Origin of the sequence: Qipengyuania sphaerica (assembly GCF_019711595.1) — a bacterium.
Taxonomy (GTDB): Bacteria; Pseudomonadota; Alphaproteobacteria; order Sphingomonadales; family Sphingomonadaceae; genus Qipengyuania; species Qipengyuania sphaerica.
This window is the reverse complement of record NZ_JAIGNR010000001.1, coordinates 143,766-161,766: the sequence shown is the minus strand read 5'-3', so window position 1 is coordinate 161,766 and position 18,001 is coordinate 143,766. Positions and strand designations below refer to the sequence as shown.

The window sequence follows — 18,001 nt, the reverse complement described above, 5'->3', positions numbered from 1 at the left end:
CGCAGGCGCAGTGTGTCAAAATTTTACATGGATAATCAGTCGGCGGGGACTTCGATGTCCTTCATCCGCTCGGCCATGACCTCACCCATTTCCTGCAGGGCGGGCATCATCTTCTCGAACGCCTCGGCCATCGAGCCCATCGCATCGAGCGCGCGCGGCAGGTTCTCCTCGATTTCTTCAGGGATCCGCTCGGCCTGAGGCGACATCGAACGCAGTGTGGCGTCGGGGTCGACATCCGGCATATCCTTGCCGGTCATGTCCTTCGACATCTCGCCCATCGCCTCCATCATCGGGGCGAGCGGCATGTCGAGCAGGACTTCGCTCATCGTGCGCAGCATCAGCGCCATCTGGCGCTGGCGCTCGGGGTCCTTCATCTTCTCCGCCATTTCGGAGAAGGGCTTTTCGGGATCTTCCAGCGCAAGCGGTTCGTCTGCCTCGGCATCCTGCGCGAGCAGGGGTGCAGGCGCGGCGATCGCGGCAGCGGAAAGGGCGGTCAGGACAAGTTTACGCATGGGAATCCCCCGGTTTTCTGCGACTTTCGCGGTTTAGCAAAAGCTCGCTGAAAGGGGGCTGAACGCGGGGATTTAGAGGCCCGAGGCCTCCAGCAGCAGCAGGCAGGCCGGGAATTCCTCCGCCACATCGGTGAAATCGGTGGCGACGATTTCCTCGACCTGGCCGAAGACAAGCGCCTTTACCGCATCGCGGTCGAGGTTTTCATCGTCCATCAGCTGCGCGGTGGTGCGCACGAAAAACTCGCGGCCGCGCTCCTTCATGGCCGGAAGCTCGAGCGCGGCTTCCTCGCCCCGGTCCTGCGCCGCCGCGACCGTGCCGAACACCACGCCGCAGCGCAGGTTGGTCGCCTGCTCGAGCGAGAGCTGCGGGCTGGCGGGAGCGTCTTCCTGCGCGAGGGCAGGAGCGGCAAGGGCGAGTGCGACGAGCGGTGCGATGATCTTCATAAGGCCAGCCCTATGCGCGCAAGTCTTAACACAAAGCAACTTGCCGCTGCCCTTCGCCGTGCCTACCGATTGCGGAAGAGGAGATTCGTTTCAGATGAAAACCCGTGCCGCCGTTGCGTTCGAGGCCAAACAGCCGCTGGAGATCGTCGAACTCGATCTCGATGGGCCGAAAAACGGCGAGGTGCTGGTCGAAATCAAGGCGACGGGCATCTGCCACACCGACGCCTATACGCTCGACGGGCTGGACAGCGAGGGGATCTTCCCCAGCGTGCTGGGCCATGAAGGCGCAGGGATCGTGCGCGAGGTCGGCAAGGGCGTGACCAGCGTCAAGCCGGGCGACCATGTCATCCCGCTCTACACGCCCGAATGTCGCCAGTGCAAAATGTGCCTTTCGGGCAAGACGAACCTGTGCAGCGCCATCCGCGGAACGCAAGGGAAAGGCCTCATGCCCGACGGGACGACGCGGTTCAGCTACCAAGGCAAGCCGATCTACCATTACATGGGCTGCTCGACCTTCTCGAACTTCACCGTACTGCCCGAAATCGCAGTGGCGAAAATCCGCGAGGACGCGCCGTTCCAGACCAGCTGCTACATCGGCTGCGGCGTGACAACCGGCGTGGGCGCAGTGGTCAATACCGCGCAGGTCAGGCCGGGCGACAATGTCGTGGTCTTCGGGCTGGGCGGGATCGGCCTCAACGTGATCCAGGGCGCGAAGATGGCGGGCGCGGACCGGATCGTCGGGGTCGACATCAACGACAGCAAGAAAGAATGGGGCGAGAAGTTCGGCATGACCGACTTCGTGAACCCCAAAGATGCGGGCGACGTGGTGGCGACACTGGTCGAAATGCTCGACGGAGGGGCGGATTACAGCTTCGATTGCACCGGCAATACGGACGTGATGCGTCAGGCATTGGAATGCTGCCACAAGGGCTGGGGCACATCGATCATCATCGGCGTGGCCGAGGCCGGCAAAACCATCGAGACGCGCCCCTTCCAGCTGGTGACGGGCCGCAACTGGCGCGGCACGGCCTTCGGCGGGGCCAAGGGTCGGACCGACGTGCCGAAGATCGTCGACTGGTACATGGACGGCAAGATCCAGATCGACCCCATGATCACCCACGTCCTGAAACTGGAAGAGATCAACCAGGCCTTCGACCTGATGCATGCGGGCGAGAGCATCCGCAGTGTGGTGGTCTACGACTGACAGGATTTTTGAGGAGACGAGAAATGTATTCGCACATGATGGTCGGTTCGAACGATATCGACCGCTCGAAAAAGTTCTATGACGCCACCTTCAAGGCGATGGGCGGGCGCGAGGGCAGCCTCGATCCCAAGGGCCGGCTGGTCTACATGCACAATGGCGGGATTTTCCTCGTCACCCCGCCGATCGACGGGCAGCCGGCAACCCACGGCAATGGCTGCACCATCGGTTTCGCGATGACCCCCGAACAGGCAGATGCCTGGCACGCAGCGGGCGTCGAAGCCGGCGGCACATCGATCGAAGACCCGCCCGGCATCCGCGAAGGCGGCGGCATGAAGATGTACCTCGCCTATCTGCGCGATCCGGACGGCAACAAGCTGTGCGCACTGCACCGGGTCACCGATTGAGCGATAGGCTGCGCGGCGAAGAAGGATTGCGGGCGGATTTGGCCTCGCTCGCGATCCCCTTCGAGCATCACGAACACGAGGCGGTGTTCACCGTCGAGGAAAGCCGCGGGATCAAGGCCGCGATCCCCGGCGAGCATACCAAGAATCTGTTCCTCAAGGATGCGGGCGGCGCGTTCTGGTTGGTCACCGTGCCTGCCGAAATGCGCGTAAACCTGAAGGCGCTTCCCCAAGCCATCGGCTGCAAGCGGGTGAGCTTCGGCAAGCCAGAGGACATGGAGCGACTGCTCGGCCTTACGCCCGGGTCGGTAACGCCGCTTGGTGCGATACACGCCGAACCCGGCAGCATCACCGTGGTGCTCGACCGCGGCCTTGCTGATGCTGAGCGCATCAACGTCCACCCGCTTCGCAACACCGCGACCATCGGCCTGTCCGGCGCGGATTGCTTGCGGCTGCTCGAAGAGTGGGGCCATGCGCCGCTGATCGCAGAAATCCCGGTTCAGGAGACCGCATGACGCTCGAATACCTCTCGCAGAACAAGGCCCATGGCGGTGACCAGTTCGTCCTCACCCACCAGTCGGAGGCGACGGAGACGGAGATGATGTTCTCGGTCTATGTCCCGCCGCATGAAGAGGGCGCGAAGCTGCCGGTGCTGTGGTATCTCTCAGGCCTCACCTGCACGCATGCCAATGTCACCGAGAAGGGCGAATATCGCGCCGCCTGTGCCGAGCATGGCGTGATCTTCGTCGCGCCCGACACCAGCCCGCGCGGCAAGGCCGTGCCCGATGCGGCGGAGGAATACGATTTTGGCAAGGGCGCGGGCTTCTATGTCGATGCAACCCGCGAGCCGTGGTCGAAGCACTACCGCATGCGCAGCTATGTCGAGGACGAGTTGCCCGCACTGGTCGAGGCAAACTTCCCCGCCGACATGGCGCGCCAGGGCATCACCGGCCATTCGATGGGAGGGCACGGCGCGCTGACAATCGCGCTGCGCAATCCCGGACGCTTCCGCTCGGTAAGCGCCTTCGCCCCCATCGTCGCGCCCTCCAAGGTGCCATGGGGCGAGAAGGCGCTGTCACGCTATCTCGGTGAGGACCGCGAGGCCTGGGCCGAGTACGACACAGTCGCGCTGATCGATAACGGCGCGCGGCTCGATCACCTGCTGGTCGACCAGGGCACGGCGGACAACTTCCTCGAAAAGCAGCTCAAGACCGGCCTGCTCTCGATGGCATGTGCCAAGGCCGGCATCCCCGCCGAAATCCGCATGCAGGAGGGCTACGACCACTCCTATTACTTCATCTCGACCTTCATGGCCGAACATGTGGCGTGGCATGCGGAGAGATTGGGGTGATCGCCGGGCGAGAAATTTCCCCCGGCCAAGGAGCTCAAGCGCGCGAGCTCACAGTGCTCTCAGTGCTTGACCATGCCATCGCTGGTCCCAACAAGATGCTTCGGAGGTACGGGGTCGTTCCTCAGTTTCTCGATTAGTTTTTTGCAATTCGTAAGTTCTTCTACGGACGCGAAGACTCTCGGCGGAATGTAATATCCATGAGCCGGTCCGGTCTTGATCCAAAGTGAACCTTCTTGCTCGATTACATCGATAACACCAAGCCAGCTTGTATAGTCCTCGCTGGTTTCGGTGCTCCAGGAGACCCCCGAAGAATCCAGCCAAACAGAATTCCAACCAACTCGTTTGGGATCGACTGCTTGCAATCGTTCAAGCATTCTAATGAGAAAAATCTCAACCCCGAGCGAGACCCATATCGAGAGGCTGGCGGCCAGCACGATCCAAATCAGCACGAAAAAATCGGTATCCGGCAGCAAGGCCTTCGCCACGAAATAGGTAAGGACAAATGCAACCACCCGCGAGAAAATCGCAATTGCGTAGGAGTGGTCAAAACCGATCATCTCGCGCACATTCTGTTCGTGCGCTTTCGTATCGCCGACTACCCATTGGAAGGAGATGTGAGCGGTATCACCCTCTTCTTCATACATGCCCAGCGTCGCCCATTAGATTCATTCAACCGTAGTGTGACAACTCTCACCCATGCGCCGCAATGAATTCCTCTACCACGGGGGCGATCTTGCCGCGCCACTTGCTGCCGTTGAAGATGCCGTAATGCCCGGCACCTTCGGCCATGTAGTAGCGCTTTTTCGAGGCATCGAGGTTCGGCGTCAGCTCCAGCGCAGCGCGGGTCTGGCCCAGCCCCGAGATATCGTCGCGCTCGCCCTCGATGGCTAACAGCGCGGTACCGGTGATGTCGCCGAGGTCGATGCGCTTGCCGCGATGCATGAAGGTGCCGTTGGGGATCGAGTGGTCCTGGAAGACCTCCTGCACCGTCTGGAGGTAGAATTCCGCTGTCATGTCGCAGACGCTGCGGTACTCGTCGTAGAAATCCTTCGTCGCCTGCGCGGAGGCCTCGTCGCCGACCGTGAGGTGTTTGAACATCTCGTAATGGCTCATCATGTGATTGCCGAGGTTCATGCTCATGAAGCCGGCGAGCTGCATGAAGCCGGGGTACACCTGCCGCCCTGCGCCGCGATACTGCATCGGGACAGTGGCGATGACATTGTGACGGAACCACTCGATCGGGCGCTCCATCGCGAGGTCGTTGACGCTGGTGGGCGAGCAGCGCGTGTCGATCGGTCCACCCATCATGGTCAGCGTCTTCGGCGCGCATTCGTGCCCGTCGCGGTTCATGATCGCGGTGGCGGCAAACACAGGAACCGAGGGCTGGCATACCGCCATGGCGTGCGCGCCGGGGCCGATATGCTCGAGGAACTCGATCACGTAATCCATGTAATCGTCGAGGTCGAAATGGCCCTCGTGCAGCGGCACGTTGCGCGCATCAGCCCAGTCGGTGACGTAGACGGTGTAGTTCTGCAGCATCCGCTCGACCGTACCGCGCAGCAGCGTGGCGAAGTGCCCGCTCATCGGCGCGACGATCAGGAGGCGCGGCGCATCCTCGGGCAAATCCTCGCGGCGGAAGCGCTTGAGATCGCCGAAGGGCTTGTTGACGACGGTGGCCTCAACGACCGGGTGATGCCTGCCATCCTTCTCGACAGTCTCGATGCCCCAGGCGGGCTTGCCATAGGTGGCGGTTGCGTGCGCAAAGACCTCGAGCGCGCTCGCCGCCATCGGACCCATGCCCATGTAGCCAAAGGGCAGCGCCGGGTTGGAGAGCATCTCCGCGCCGATCGAGGCCCATGTGCTGGCGCCCGACAGCCAGCTCTTCTGCAATTCGTGTACGTGATACAGCATTCAATGCGTCCCCTGCTGGCCGCGCTCTTGTTTTCTATGCTGCGGCCCGTCCGAAAGCGGACTTTGTGACGGTAGAAACGTCATTGTGCAATGCACAAATAGGGTAAAAGTGCCATATACGCCTTTCGCCTGTGGATTTTGCCGCGCCCCGGGCCTAGTTGGGCGGCGATGGACGAGACGGGCAGCAATCCGAAACAGAAACGCGGGCTTTTCCGGCGCAAGGGCGAACGCGAGAAGCGCGACCTGCGTCCGCTGGCAATGGTCTTTGGCGCAATGCGCAAATATCCCGGCCACGTGGCGCTGGCGCTTGTCGCGTTGCTTATCACGGCGGCAGCGACGCTGGCGATCCCCGCCGGCTTCAAGATGGTCATCGACAGCGGATTTGGCGCAGACGGCGATCCGGGCGAGATGGAGCGCTGGTTCCGTTACCTGCTGATGATCGTCTGCGTTCTTGCGGCCGGTACGGCTATGCGCTTCTATTTCGTCAGCTGGCTGGGCGAGCGCGTGGTCGCCGACGTTCGCATGCGGGTGCAGGAAAACCTGCTGCGGCTCGCGCCTGGCTTCTACGAAGAAAACAGCCCCAAGGAAATTTCCAGCCGCATGACCAGCGATACTGCGCTGATCGAGACGACCGTCGGCAGCACGGTCTCGGTCGCGCTGCGCAATACGCTGGTGGCGATCGGTGGCACGATCTACCTCTTCTTTCTCGTCCCCAGTCTCACCATGGGGATGCTGCTGATCATCCCGGCGATCGTGGTGCCCATCACCCTGTTCGGGCGGCGACTGCGCAAGGTCAGCCGCACCAGCCAGGACCGCGTGGCCGATATCGGCGCAATGGTGACCGAAGTGCTATCCGCGATGAAAATCGTCCAGGGCTTCAACCAGGAAAGCCGCGAGCAGGGCCGCTTCCGCGAGGCGGTGGAGCGCACCTTCACCGTCGCCAAGCGCCGCATCATCATCCGCGCGGCCTTCACCGCGATCATCATCTTCGTGGTCTTCGGCGGCATCACCATGCTCGTCTGGACCGGCGCGGAGGCCGTCAATGAAGGCACGATCTCGGGCGGCACCATCGCCGCCTTCGTGCTTACCGCAGGTCTGGTCGCAGGCGCTTTCGGCGCGCTCACCGAAGTCTATGGCGATCTGCTTCGCGCAAGCGGCGCGGCCAGCCGCCTCTCCGAGCTGCTTACAGAGCAGCCCGGCATCGCCGCGCCGGAAAACCCGATGGCGCTGCCCAGCCCACCGCGCGGCAGCCTGTCCTTCCGCAACGTGACCTTCCACTATCCAACGCGGACGGAAACACCCGCGCTGGTGGACTTTACGCTCGAGGTCGAGCCGGGCGAAACCGTCGCCATCGTCGGCCCATCGGGCGGCGGCAAGTCGACCATTTTCCAGCTCGCCGAGCGGTTCTACGACCCGCAATCGGGCACGATCAGGCTCGACGGCATCCCGCTTACCAAGGCCGATCCTGCCGAAGTGCGCGGGCGCATCGCTTTCGTCCCGCAGGAAGGCGTGCTGTTCTCCGCCAGCGCGCGCGACAATTTGCGCTACGGCAATTGGGATGCGAGCGAGGAGCAGATCTGGGCGGCAGCCCGCGCAGCCAATGCCGCAGAATTCCTCGAACGCCTGCCTCGGGGCCTCGATACCTATCTGGGTGAGAACGGGACACAGCTATCGGGCGGCCAGCGCCAGCGCATCGCCATCGCCCGCGCGCTCCTGCGCGATGCGCCGATCTTGCTGCTCGACGAGGCGACGAGCGCACTCGATGCCGAGAGCGAGCGACTGGTACAGGATGCGCTCGACCACCTCATGGAAGACCGCACCACGCTGGTCATCGCCCACCGCCTCGCCACCGTGCGCGCGGCGGACCGGATCGTGGTGATGGAGGAAGGCCGCCTGGTCGAGCAGGGAACGCACGACCAGCTGGCAGCAAACGGCGGCCTCTACGCTCGCCTTGCGCAGCTCCAGTTCGGGCACGAGACCGCCTGATCCATCGATCAATAGGCGTAAATCGTCGATGAACCGCGACTCCCGGCCCAAATAGCTGATAGAGGTCGTTGCATGGTCGCATGTGCGCTTAGGGGAGCGTGCACGACCGGGACTGACCGGAGAAATTTACATGAAGACCAGAATCCTTGCCCTCGGAGCGTCCGCTCTGGCCCTTGCGCTGAGCGCTCCCGCCGTCGCCGAAGATGCGGCTGCCGAGGCCACTGCCGCGCCCACGATGAGCTTCGGCGAATGGGGGGTCGACCCCAAGCTGCTGTCGGAAGACATCGATCCGGGCGACGACTTTTTCGCCTATGCCAACCAGAAGTGGCTCGACGCCAATCCGCTGCCGTCCGAATATAGCCGCTTCGGTGCCTTCACCCTGCTGGGCGAAAAGTCGGTTTCCGACGTCAAGGCGCTGATGGATGACCTGATGAAGAAGGACGCGGCCGCGCTGACCTCCGACGAGAAGCGCCTCGTCGATGCGTACCGCTCCTACCTCGACACCGATGCCATCGACGCTGCCGGCCTCGCCCCGGCGCAGGTCTATCTCGATCGCATCATGGCCGCCGACACGTTGGAAGGTCTCGTGACCCTGTGGTCGACCCCGGGCTATCCCTCGCCGCTCGGCGGGCAGGTTGAAGTCGATGCCAAGGAGCCGGATCGCTATTCGGTATATCTCGGCTCGGACGGCCTCGGCATGCCCGACCGCGATTATTACCTCGACGAAACCGAGAAGGGCGAAGGCATCAAGGCCGCCTATCGCGAATATCTGACCTTCCTCTTCACCGAAGCAGGCTATGCCAATCCGGAAGCCACCGCGACCGCGGTATACGAGATGGAAGACACGATTGCGCGCGAGATTGCCTCTGACCGGGCAGCGAGCCGCAACCTCGACCTGATCTACAACCCCTTTACGCCCGCCGAACTGCGCGAGCTTGCGGGCGACTTCCCGATTGCCACCATGGTCGAAGCGAGCGGCTTCGGGGAGACCGACCGCCTGATCGTCTTCAACCTGCGCCCGAGCGAGGAGCGCGCCAAGGAACTCGGCCTGACGGCGGAAACCATGGACAAGCTGGGCAGCGGCTTCGAAGGCATGCTTGGCCTGCTTCAGGGTACGCCCATCGACACGCTGAAGGCGTGGACCGTCGCGCAGTTCCTCTCGAACAATGCCTCCATCCTGCCGACCCGCTTCGACGAGGCGAGTTTCGCCTTCTTCGGCAACAAGCTGCGCGGCACGCCCGAACAGCGCCCGCGCTGGAAGCGTGCCATCGGTTCGACTGAAGGAATGCTCGGCGAACTGCTGGGCGCAACCTATGTCGAGCGTTACTTCCCGCCGGCCAGCAAGGCCGCGATGGACGAGCTGGTCGCCAATCTGCGCAAGGCAATGGCGCAGTCGATCGACGAAATCGACTGGATGGGCGAGGAGACCAAGGAGCAGGCCATGGCCAAGCTCACCAGCTTCGACCCGAAGATCGGCTATCGCGACAATCTGGAAACCTATGAGGGCCTCGCCATCGAAGCAGGTAACCCGCTTGGCAACCGCATGGCGGCAGCGCACTGGGCATGGCGCGATATGCTCGACAAGCTGGGCCAGCCGATCGACCGGACCGAATGGGGCATGCTGCCGCAGACGGTGAACGCCTATTACAACCCGCTGAAGAACGAGATCGTCTTCCCGGCAGGAATCCTGCAGCAGCCGTTCTTCGGCGCGAATGCAGACCTTGCGGTAAACTACGGAGCCATCGGCGGCGTCATCGGCCACGAAATCGGCCACGGTTTCGACGACCAGGGTTCGAAGTTCGATTCGACCGGCGCGCTTGAGAACTGGTGGACCGATGCCGACCGCGCTGCTTTCGACGAACTCGGCAATGCGCTTGTCGAGCAGTATAACGCCTTCTGCCCGCTGGATTCCGGCGAGACCTGCGTCAACGGCCGCCTCACGCTGGGCGAGAATATCGGCGACCTTGGCGGCCTCAGCCTCGCCTACCGGGCCTACAAGATCGCTACCGAAGGACAGGAAGTCCCCGTGATCGACGGCTTCACCGGCGACCAGCGCTTCTTCCTTGCCTGGGCGCAGGTATGGCGTTCGCAGCAGCGCGAGGAAAACTATCGCAACCGCCTGCGCACCGACACGCACAGTCCCGAAGAATACCGGACCAACGGCGTCGTGCGCAACATGGACGAATGGTACGAAGCTTTCGGCGTGACCGAAGACGACGACATGTACCTGCCGCCCGAAGAACGGATCCGTATCTGGTAAGTCGCGCCGCGGCGCAAAACGATAGAAGGGCAGAGCAGGTCGCTTGACTTGCTCCGCCCTTTCTTCATGGGAGTGAACCCATGACTTTCCTTCAAGAATTGATCATCGCGATCGTCCAGGGGATCACCGAGTTCCTGCCGATTTCCTCGTCGGGACACCTGATCCTCATCCCGAAGCTGACCGATTTCCCCGACCAGGGCCCGCTGATCGATGTGGCGGTGCATGTCGGCTCGCTGCTCGCGATCATACTCTATTTCCGCAAGGACGTGATGGGCCTCGCGCGCGGCGGTTTCGCGAGCGTTGGCCTCGGCAAGGATGACGAGCAGCGCCGGCTGTTCTGGTTCATCGCGATCGGCACGATCCCCGCCGTGCTCGCCGGGCTGTTCATCAAGCTGGGCGGCTATCTCGAAGGTTTCCGCTCGACCGATCTCGTCGCGACCAATCTCATCATCTTCGGCATATTGCTCGGCCTCGCCGACAAGTTCGGCAAGCAAACCAAGGCCTATGAGGACATGAGCCTCAAGGACGCTATTCTCGTCGGGCTGGCTCAGGCGCTGGCACTGATTCCCGGCACCAGCCGCTCGGGCGCGACGATGACCGCCGCGCGCGCTCTTGGCTACGGACGCGTCGAATCGGCCCGTTTTTCCTTCCTGCTGGCCATTCCCGCAGTTTTCGGGGCGGGCCTCCTCGCCGCTTTCGACCTGTCGGAGGCGACCGCCCAGATGCAGCAGGATGCGCTCGTATCGGGCGTGCTGACCTTCTTCACCGCGCTTGCCACGATGATGTTCCTGATGAACTTCCTGAAGAAGGCCTCGATGCTGGTCTTCGTTGTCTATCGCGTCATCCTGGGCGTGGCCTTGCTGACCCTTCTCTAGGCCTTTGTCCGGCGCTGTTCGTCGCATTTGCGGAACCATTCGGCAGCTGTGTGGATTGGAGTGCGGAATACGCACGTAAGGAAGTTTGAATGGGCCTGATTATCCTGATCGTTACCGGAGCCTTGCTCGGCTGGCTGGCGACGATCGCCTTGCAGATCGAAGACGGGCGCGGAATTCTGCGGAATGTCGTGGCCGGTGTCGTCGGTTCGCTGGGCGTGGGCATGGCCACTTCGGGCGGTGTATTCCTCGGCGCGATCCGGGCCAGCACGCTGATGTGGGCGATGCTCGGCGCTATCGTGCTGATCGCGCTCTACAATGTCCTTCGCGCAAGAGCCTTGCCATAATTTAGCCACACGTTATCCATTCGATCCGGGACAGACGGCCAGCGCCGCGAGTCCCTTTAAAAAAGGGGAATCATAATGAAGTTCACCAAAGCTACCCTCGTCGCTTCGGCCGCAGCCCTCAGCCTCGGCCTCGCCGCTTGCGACAGCCCGGCAGAAGAAGCTGCTGAAGAAGAAGCTGAAGCCATGGAAGCTCAGGCCGACGACATGGAAGATGCCGGCATGATCAGCGACGAAGAAGCCGACGCCATGGAAGCCCAGGCCGACGACATCGAAGATGCTGCCGAAGGCGACACCGATGCGATGACCGAGGGCATGGAAGAAGCCGTCAACTAAGACGCTGTTCCATAGGAAAAAGAAACGGCCCGGAAGCGCTTTCGGGCCGTTTTCTTTTGCAGCGGCGGAACCAATCGCCGCCCTGACACATTTTAGCCATGAAGATTGCATCCGGACACGCCGGAGACGCGATCATAACCACTCAAGGGGATACCCAAATGAAATTCGCAAAGACCGCTTTCGTCGCTTCTGCCGCTGCCCTGAGCCTCGGCCTTGCCGCATGTGACGGCCCGCAGGAAGAAGCCATGGAAGACCAGGCTGAAGCCATGGAAACCGATCTCGAAAACCAGGCCGACGCTGCTGAAGAAGCCGGCATGGAAGCCGAAGCCGATGCTCTCAACGAGCAGGCTGACGACGTCGAAGACGCTCTGGAAGAGCAGGCCGACGAAATGGACGGCATGTAAGCCAGTCCATTCCTTCGGGAATAATTATCGAAGGGCTCCGGAGCGATCCGGGGCCCTTTCCTTTTGCCCTAGACAGGTTTCGCGCCGCTGCCCCTGCCCCCGCGCAGCGTGTATTCGAGCGTGCCGCGATTGACCACGTAATCTACGTCGATCACCGCGGTATTGGCATAGGTGAACCCTGCCCCGAGGCTCTTGTAGAGCTTGTCGAAATCGCGCTCCACCGTCTGGCGGTAAAGGTCCTCGAAGCTGGGAATGACGAAATAGGTCGGCTGCAGATCGCTGATCACGTAATCGGTGCGCATCACGCGGTCGACGTTGAGCATGATCCGGTTGGGGCTTTCGGCCTCGACCGAATAGACCGCCTCGGTCGGACCCGACAGGATGCCCGCACCATAGGCGCGAATGTCGCCCGGCTTTTCCTCGATCAGGCCGAATTCGACCGTGTACCAGTAGAGCGAACCCAGCGCCTTCAGCCGGTTGTAGCGCATCGCCTTCCAGCCGGCCTTGCCATATTCCTGCATGTAGTCGGCATAGACCGGATCGGTCAGCATCGGCACATGGCCGAAGACATCGTGGAACACGTCGGGTTCCTGGATGTAGTCGAAGGTCTCGCGCGTGCGGATGAAATTGCCCGCCGGGAAGCGGCGGTTGGCAAGGTGCCAGAAGAATACGTGATCGGGGATGAGCATCGGCACGGGCACCACGCTCCAGCCCGTCAGCGCCCCCAGATCCTCGCTCAGCTTGCCGAACTCGGGCACGCCGCCGCGATTGAGGTTCAGTTTCTGCAGCCCCGCCATGAAGGAACTCGCAGCGCGCCCGGGCAGCATGTCCATCTGGCGCGCGAACAGGTCATTCCAGATCGCATCGTCCTCGGACGAATACTCGGTCTGCTTGGGCTCCAGCCAGTCGTCGCCGACGTGGTCCGGTTTCTTCAGCGGCGCGGTAAAGACATCCTCCGGCATTTCGGGAAGCCGGGTAAAGTCCTGTTCGGGTTCTGCTAGCGTAGCCATATCGTTGCGCTAGATAGTCTTTTTGGCGGCCGCATACAAATCGGGAGGAGCCACGGGTGAAGGGCAAGGATTACGAAGCGGCTTTGGAGCCGATGCAGGAGGAGCTGGTGGCCATGGCGCGCTGGGCGCGGGTGACAGGCCAGCGCATCGTCGTGCTGTTCGAAGGGCGCGATACCGCGGGCAAGGGCGGCGCGATCCGCGCGGTGTCCGAAAGGCTGAATCCGCGCCAGTGCCACATCGTCGCGCTGGGCAAGCCGACCGAGGACGAACAGGGCCAGTGGTATTTCCAGCGCTATGTCGCACACCTGCCGACGGCGGGCGAAATCGTGCTGTTCGACCGCAGCTGGTACAACCGGGCAGGCGTCGAAAAGGTGATGGGATTCGCCGAGCCCGAGCAGGTCGAGCGATTCCTCGATCAGGTACCGACCTTCGAAAAGATGCTCGTCGACGATGGCATATTGCTGTTCAAATACTGGCTCGGCGCGGACCAGGAGCGCCAGGAAGAGCGGCTGCGCGAGAGGCTCGAAGACCCGCTGAAACGCTGGAAGCTCTCTCCCATCGACCTCGCCGCGCGCGACAAATACGATGCCTACACTAACGCGCGGGAGGAGATGCTACGCGCCACGCATACCGAATGGGCGCCGTGGACGCTCGTAGATTTCAACGACCAGAAACGCGGGCGGCTGACTTTGGTGCGCGACCTGCTCGACCGCCTGCCCGATACCCAATGCGAGCCTGCCGCAATCGACTTTCCCGACCTGGGCAGCGAGCCGCTCGAAGAGACCTACGGCGTCCTCAAGCCGATCGAGAATTTCCCCGAAAGCTAGGGTCAGGACTCATTACTGGCACGGGCGTGGCGGCAAAATGACGAAGATATCGGGCGAAACTGCGTGCAGCATAGGCTCATTGCCTTTGCAAACGCGGTTTTGTTCGAGATCGAAATCATTTTGCCGTCCTGAGGATTGAGTCAATTGGCCACTGTGCAGCGTCACGAAAGCTTGAAAATGCCACGGCATTTCCTGCGCTCCCGTTTCTCGCACACCGCTCCGCTGTGGCCAATTGCTCCCAACCACGCTCCGCGCCAGTAATGAGTCCTGACCCTAGGCCGCGCGTTCGAACACGGCGGCCATGCCCTGTCCGCCACCGATGCACATGGTCTCAAGCCCGTAGCGCACCTCGCGCCGCTGCATCTCGTGCGCCATGTCGGCAAGGATGCGGATTCCGGTCGCGCCGATGGGGTGGCCGAGCGAAATGCCCGAGCCGTTGACGTTGACGATCTCGCGGCGGCTGTCGTTATCGGCGAAACCCCAGCCCTTCATTACCGCCAGCGCTTGCGGGGCGAACGCTTCGTTGAGCTCGATGAGGCCGATATCATCCCAGCCGAGGCCGTTTTTAGCAAAGAGCCGCTCGACCGCCGGGACCGGGCCGATGCCCATGCGCGATGGATCGCAACCTGCAGCGCTCCACGAATGGAACCACAGGATCGGTTCGAGGCCGAGCTCCTCCACCTTGTCCTCGGCCACCACGAGGCAGGCAGCGGCCGCATCGTTCTGCTGGCTGGCATTGCCAGCCGTGACGATGGCATCGGGATCGCGCTTGCCGTCGATCGGGCGCAGCGCGGACAGAACTTCCATGCTCGCATCGGCGCGGAAGCCTTCATCCTTTGCGAAGAGGACCGGGTCGCCGCGCCGCTGGGGGATCTCGACCGGCACGAGTTGCTCGTCGAACTTGCCCTCCTCCCATGCCTTGGCTGCATTGAGATGGCTGCGCACGGCAAATTCATCCGATGCCTCGCGGCTGATATCGTAATCCTTGGCGAGGTTCTCGGCCGTCTCGATCATCCCGGTGATGACCCCGAAGCGCTCGATGGGCTGGCTCATCAGGCGCCCCCGCGTCAGCCGGTCCCACAGCACCATGTCGCCGAGGCGAGAGCCATGCCGCGCCTTGGTGGTATAATGCTCGACATTGGACATGCTCTCGACCCCGCCCGCGAGCACGCAGTCGGCCATGCCGGTCTGCACCATCATCGCCGCGGTCGCGACGGCCTGCAGGCCCGATCCGCACCGCCGGTCGAGCTGGAAACCCGGCACCTCAATCGGATAGCCCGCCGCGAGCCAGCTCCAGCGTCCGATGGCCGGCGCCTCGCCGCTGCCATAGCCCTGGCTGAATACCACGTCGTCGATGCGCATAGGGTCGATGCCCGAACGCTCGACTAGCGCCTTGATGATGACCGCACCCAGTTCGCCCGCCTCGAGCGGGGCAAGGCTGCCGAGGAACTTGCCGACGGGTGTGCGTAACGGCTTGCAGATGGCTACGCGGCGTAATTCAGTCATGCATCAGTCCTTATCGGAAAGGCGGGCGATATCGCGGTCGACCAAGGCGCCGATCGCGCCCGATGAGAGGCCGAGCCTTGTCGCAAGGACCTCTTCGGTATGTTGCCCGAGATAGGGTGCAGGCGCCGGCGCACCCGCCCCGCGCCCCGGGATATTGGCGAAGCTGCGGGTGGCCGGATATTCGAAGCCGCTGGGGTTATCGGCAGTGCGCATGAAGAGCGGATTGTCCTGCACCAGCACCGGGTCGTTCGCTGTCTCGTGCATGGTGCGATAGCGCTCGAAGGTGCAGCCTTCAGCGCCCATGCGGGTTTCCAGTTCCGACCAATCAATAGTGTCGGCGCGGGACTGGAACAGGTCGAACAGCGCATGGCGATGCCTGAAGCGCGGATCGTCGCCATCTGCGAAACGCACGCCGCATTCCTGCTCGAGCGCGGCAATCTCACTTTCGAGTGCGAAGGCTGCCACCAGTCCAGCCCATTGCTTGGCCGTCAGCGCGGCAACCATGAAGCGCACGCCGTCCTTGGTGCGGAAGTCGCGTCCGAAGGCGCCCCAGATGGCATTGCCCAATCGCTCGCGGTCGCCGCCGCGATAGAGCATCTCGGCCATCGCCCCGCTATTGGCAACCGTGCCGATGGCGACATCGCCCAGGGGAACGCGAAGCTCGCTGCCCTCACCCGTCTGGTCACGGTGACGGATCGCGGACACCATCGCGAAGGCGCAGTAGGCCCCGGTAATGAAATCCCATGCGGGCAGCACCTGGTTGACCGGCGGCGCGGTTGCCTCGTCCCATTCCTCCGGGCCGCACATCAGCGGATAGCCGCTGGCCGCGTTGACGGTGAAATCCATCGCCTGCCGCCCGTCGTGCCAGCCCATGATCCGCACGCTGACGAGGTCGGGACAATTCGCCGCCACGGCCTCGTGCGAGAGGAAGCTCCTCTCGGGCAGGTTGGTGATGAGATTGCCGGTCTTTGCCGCCAGTTCCACCAGCAGCTCGCGTCCTTCGCCGCTGCGCAAGTCGAGCGCGACCGACTTCTTCGCCCGGTTTAGGTTCTCCCAGCTGAGCGATCGACCTTCCTTCGTCAGCATGTAGCGGTCGTAATCGAGACCGCCCTCCTTGTGATCGACGCGGATCACCTCGGCGCCCATTTGCGCACAATACAATCCGGCGGTGGGCGAGGCGACGAAGCTGGAAGCCTCGATGATCGAGAGGTCGCCTAGGAGGTTATACACCCCTCAGAGGCCCGCGGCATATTCGCGCAGCATGCGCTTGGCGATCTGCAGCTGGAGGATCTGCGTGGTGCCTTCGTAGATGCGGTAGATGCGCGCATCGCGGAAGAAGCGCTCGGCATCGTATTCGGCCAGATAGCCCGCCCCGCCATAGATCTGCACAACGCGGTCGACCACGCGGCCGCACATCTCGGAGGCGAAGACCTTGAACGCGGCGGCATGCTTCACCGTATCCTCGCCGCGATCGACGCGGGCGGTGACGTCCGCCATCATCGCCTCGGCAGCGTAGATCTCGGTCCAGCTTTCGGCGAGCATCTGCTGGATCAGCTGGAAATTGGCGATCGGTTCGCCGAAGGCCTGCCGCTCGTTCGCATATTTGATCGCGCTGTCGAGCGCACGGCGCGCATAGCCCGCGCTCGCCGCGCCGACCGAGATGCGGCCATTGTCGAGGCTCATCATGGCGAAGCGGAAGCCCTGCCCGGTCTCGCCGCCTAGCAGCGCCTCGCCCGGCACATGCACGTCGTCGAGCATCACGTCGGAGATATGGCTGCCCGACTGGCCCATCTTCTTGTCCGGACTGCCGGTCGAGATGCCGGGCGTATCCATCGGCACGATGAAGGCGGAGACATGCGCATTCTTGGGCAGCGCTTCCTTCTCCGTGCGCGCCATGATCAGCGCGACATCGGCATGCGGGGCATTGGTGATGTAGCGCTTGGTGCCGTTGAGGATCCAGCCATTCCCGTCCGGGTCTGGCCTCGCCATGGTCTGCATCGCTGCGCTGTCCGATCCGCTACCGGGTTCGGTGAGGCCGAAGCAGGCGATCTCGCCGCCCGCGATGCGCGGCCACCATTCGGCCTGCTGCTCTGCCGTTCCGCCATTCTTGATCGCCGAGTTGAACATCCCGACATTGATCGAGAAGATCGAGCGGAATGCCGGCGCGGCATAGGCCATGGTCTGCACTACTCGCGCATATTGCGTGATGTTGAGACCCGCGCCGCCATGGTCTTCGGGCACGGTGAGGCCGAACAGGCCCATGTCCTTCATCTCGGCAAGGATATCGTCGGGGACTTTGTCCTGCTCGATGACGTCCTTTTCAGCCGGGATCAGCCGCTCGCGGACGTAGCGTTCGAGCTGTTCGAGGAACTGGTCGAAAGTGTCCTGGTCCATGCCGGGATTGGGAGTGCTCATTCGCCTGCCTCCTCGCCGGCTTCCGGCACGGGCGTTTCCGAGACCATCCGCTGTTCGTTGAGCATCGAGGCGGCGTCGTCCAGCGCCTCGGCCTCCTCCTGTGTGACGGGGCCGGGATCGGCACCTTCGGTGGAGGAATTGCAGGCCACCAGGGCCAGCGCGGGCAGCAGGACGAGTCGGTTCATGGCGGCGATGCTATCTCCCCTTGGTGCGGCTGC

Annotated in this window: 20 protein-coding genes; 11 read left to right on the top strand and 9 right to left on the bottom strand. The window is 62.8% G+C overall.

What is annotated here, in order from left to right; genetic code table 11:
- Positions 1 to 35: 35 nt before the first annotated feature.
- Together K3178_RS00780 and K3178_RS00775 are read right to left on the bottom strand one after the other, a co-directional pair.
- Positions 36 to 512 (bottom strand): hypothetical protein, encoded by a 477-nt coding sequence (locus K3178_RS00780; protein WP_221569494.1) that lies wholly within the window; start codon positions 510 to 512, stop codon positions 36 to 38.
- A 72-nt stretch (positions 513 to 584) separates the two neighbouring features.
- Positions 585 to 956, bottom strand: a complete 372-nt coding sequence (locus tag K3178_RS00775) for a hypothetical protein (RefSeq protein WP_221569493.1) — start codon at positions 954 to 956, stop codon at positions 585 to 587.
- Between the two features lie 94 nt (positions 957 to 1,050).
- Between K3178_RS00775 and K3178_RS00770 the strand changes: the two genes are divergently transcribed.
- From K3178_RS00770 to fghA, 4 genes are read left to right on the top strand one after another with little or no spacing between them, the layout of a single operon-like run.
- Positions 1,051 to 2,160: an S-(hydroxymethyl)glutathione dehydrogenase/class III alcohol dehydrogenase gene (locus tag K3178_RS00770; RefSeq protein WP_221569492.1), complete on the top strand. Its 1,110-nt coding sequence runs from the start codon at positions 1,051 to 1,053 to the stop codon at positions 2,158 to 2,160.
- Positions 2,161 to 2,183: 23 nt separating this feature from the next.
- The gene (locus K3178_RS00765) at positions 2,184 to 2,564 is read left to right on the top strand and encodes a VOC family protein (RefSeq protein WP_221569491.1); all 381 of its coding nucleotides are present in this window, start codon (positions 2,184 to 2,186) and stop codon (positions 2,562 to 2,564) included.
- Positions 2,561 to 3,076, top strand: coding sequence for a prolyl-tRNA synthetase associated domain-containing protein (locus K3178_RS00760; RefSeq protein WP_345719829.1), 516 nt, complete (start codon positions 2,561 to 2,563; stop codon positions 3,074 to 3,076). Before K3178_RS00765 ends, K3178_RS00760 begins: the two co-directional genes overlap by 4 nt.
- Positions 3,073 to 3,912, top strand: coding sequence for an S-formylglutathione hydrolase (gene fghA, locus K3178_RS00755; RefSeq protein ID WP_221569490.1), 840 nt, complete (start codon positions 3,073 to 3,075; stop codon positions 3,910 to 3,912). Before K3178_RS00760 ends, fghA begins: the two co-directional genes overlap by 4 nt.
- A 59-nt stretch (positions 3,913 to 3,971) precedes the next feature.
- On the opposite strand, the gene K3178_RS00750 is transcribed toward fghA, so the two are convergent.
- Both K3178_RS00750 and K3178_RS00745 read right to left on the bottom strand, forming a co-directional pair.
- The gene (locus K3178_RS00750; protein WP_221569489.1) at positions 3,972 to 4,556 is read right to left on the bottom strand and encodes a hypothetical protein; all 585 of its coding nucleotides are present in this window, start codon (positions 4,554 to 4,556) and stop codon (positions 3,972 to 3,974) included.
- Between the two features lie 46 nt (positions 4,557 to 4,602).
- Entirely contained in the window at positions 4,603 to 5,823 is a 1,221-nt protein-coding gene (locus K3178_RS00745; RefSeq protein WP_221569488.1) for a polyhydroxyalkanoate depolymerase, read from the bottom strand.
- Between the two features lie 168 nt (positions 5,824 to 5,991).
- On the opposite strand from K3178_RS00745, the gene K3178_RS00740 reads away from it, so the two are divergent.
- The 6 genes from K3178_RS00740 to K3178_RS00715 all read left to right on the top strand — a co-directional run bounded on the left by K3178_RS00740 (position 5,992) and on the right by K3178_RS00715 (position 12,025).
- Positions 5,992 to 7,809, top strand: coding sequence for an ABC transporter transmembrane domain-containing protein (locus K3178_RS00740; RefSeq protein ID WP_221569487.1), 1,818 nt, complete (start codon positions 5,992 to 5,994; stop codon positions 7,807 to 7,809).
- A 130-nt stretch (positions 7,810 to 7,939) separates the two neighbouring features.
- Entirely contained in the window at positions 7,940 to 10,069 is a 2,130-nt protein-coding gene (locus tag K3178_RS00735) for a M13 family metallopeptidase (protein WP_221569486.1), read from the top strand.
- Positions 10,070 to 10,149: 80 nt separating this feature from the next.
- Positions 10,150 to 10,944 (top strand): undecaprenyl-diphosphate phosphatase, encoded by a 795-nt coding sequence (locus K3178_RS00730; protein ID WP_221569485.1) that lies wholly within the window; start codon positions 10,150 to 10,152, stop codon positions 10,942 to 10,944.
- Positions 10,945 to 11,033: 89 nt separating this feature from the next.
- Positions 11,034 to 11,288, top strand: coding sequence for a GlsB/YeaQ/YmgE family stress response membrane protein (locus K3178_RS00725; RefSeq protein WP_221569484.1), 255 nt, complete (start codon positions 11,034 to 11,036; stop codon positions 11,286 to 11,288).
- 75 nt (positions 11,289 to 11,363) lie between these two features.
- Positions 11,364 to 11,621, top strand: a complete 258-nt coding sequence (locus tag K3178_RS00720; protein ID WP_221569483.1) for a hypothetical protein — start codon at positions 11,364 to 11,366, stop codon at positions 11,619 to 11,621.
- 158 nt (positions 11,622 to 11,779) lie between these two features.
- Positions 11,780 to 12,025, top strand: a complete 246-nt coding sequence (locus K3178_RS00715) for a hypothetical protein (protein ID WP_221569482.1) — start codon at positions 11,780 to 11,782, stop codon at positions 12,023 to 12,025.
- Positions 12,026 to 12,093: 68 nt separating this feature from the next.
- On the opposite strand, the gene phhA is transcribed toward K3178_RS00715, so the two are convergent.
- Positions 12,094 to 13,035: a phenylalanine 4-monooxygenase gene (phhA, locus tag K3178_RS00710; protein WP_247713470.1), complete on the bottom strand. Its 942-nt coding sequence runs from the start codon at positions 13,033 to 13,035 to the stop codon at positions 12,094 to 12,096.
- A gap of 56 nt (positions 13,036 to 13,091) precedes the next feature.
- Here phhA and ppk2 point away from each other — a divergent pair, with 56 nt between their 5' ends.
- Positions 13,092 to 13,862 (top strand): polyphosphate kinase 2, encoded by a 771-nt coding sequence (gene ppk2, locus K3178_RS00705; protein ID WP_345719828.1) that lies wholly within the window; start codon positions 13,092 to 13,094, stop codon positions 13,860 to 13,862.
- Between the two features lie 273 nt (positions 13,863 to 14,135).
- On the opposite strand, the gene K3178_RS00700 is transcribed toward ppk2, so the two are convergent.
- The 4 genes from K3178_RS00700 to K3178_RS00685 are packed head-to-tail and all read right to left on the bottom strand — an operon-like array spanning position 14,136 to position 17,968.
- Complete coding sequence (locus K3178_RS00700; protein ID WP_221569481.1) at positions 14,136 to 15,368, bottom strand: acetyl-CoA C-acetyltransferase; 1,233 nt, start codon at positions 15,366 to 15,368, stop codon at positions 14,136 to 14,138.
- Between the two features lie 3 nt (positions 15,369 to 15,371).
- Entirely contained in the window at positions 15,372 to 16,598 is a 1,227-nt protein-coding gene (locus K3178_RS00695; RefSeq protein ID WP_221569480.1) for a CoA transferase, read from the bottom strand.
- Between the two features lie 3 nt (positions 16,599 to 16,601).
- Complete coding sequence (locus K3178_RS00690) at positions 16,602 to 17,783, bottom strand: acyl-CoA dehydrogenase family protein (protein WP_247713469.1); 1,182 nt, start codon at positions 17,781 to 17,783, stop codon at positions 16,602 to 16,604.
- Positions 17,780 to 17,968, bottom strand: coding sequence for a hypothetical protein (locus K3178_RS00685; protein WP_221569479.1), 189 nt, complete (start codon positions 17,966 to 17,968; stop codon positions 17,780 to 17,782). The genes K3178_RS00690 and K3178_RS00685 overlap by 4 nt, the downstream gene beginning before the upstream one ends.
- Positions 17,969 to 18,001 lie beyond the last annotated feature (33 nt).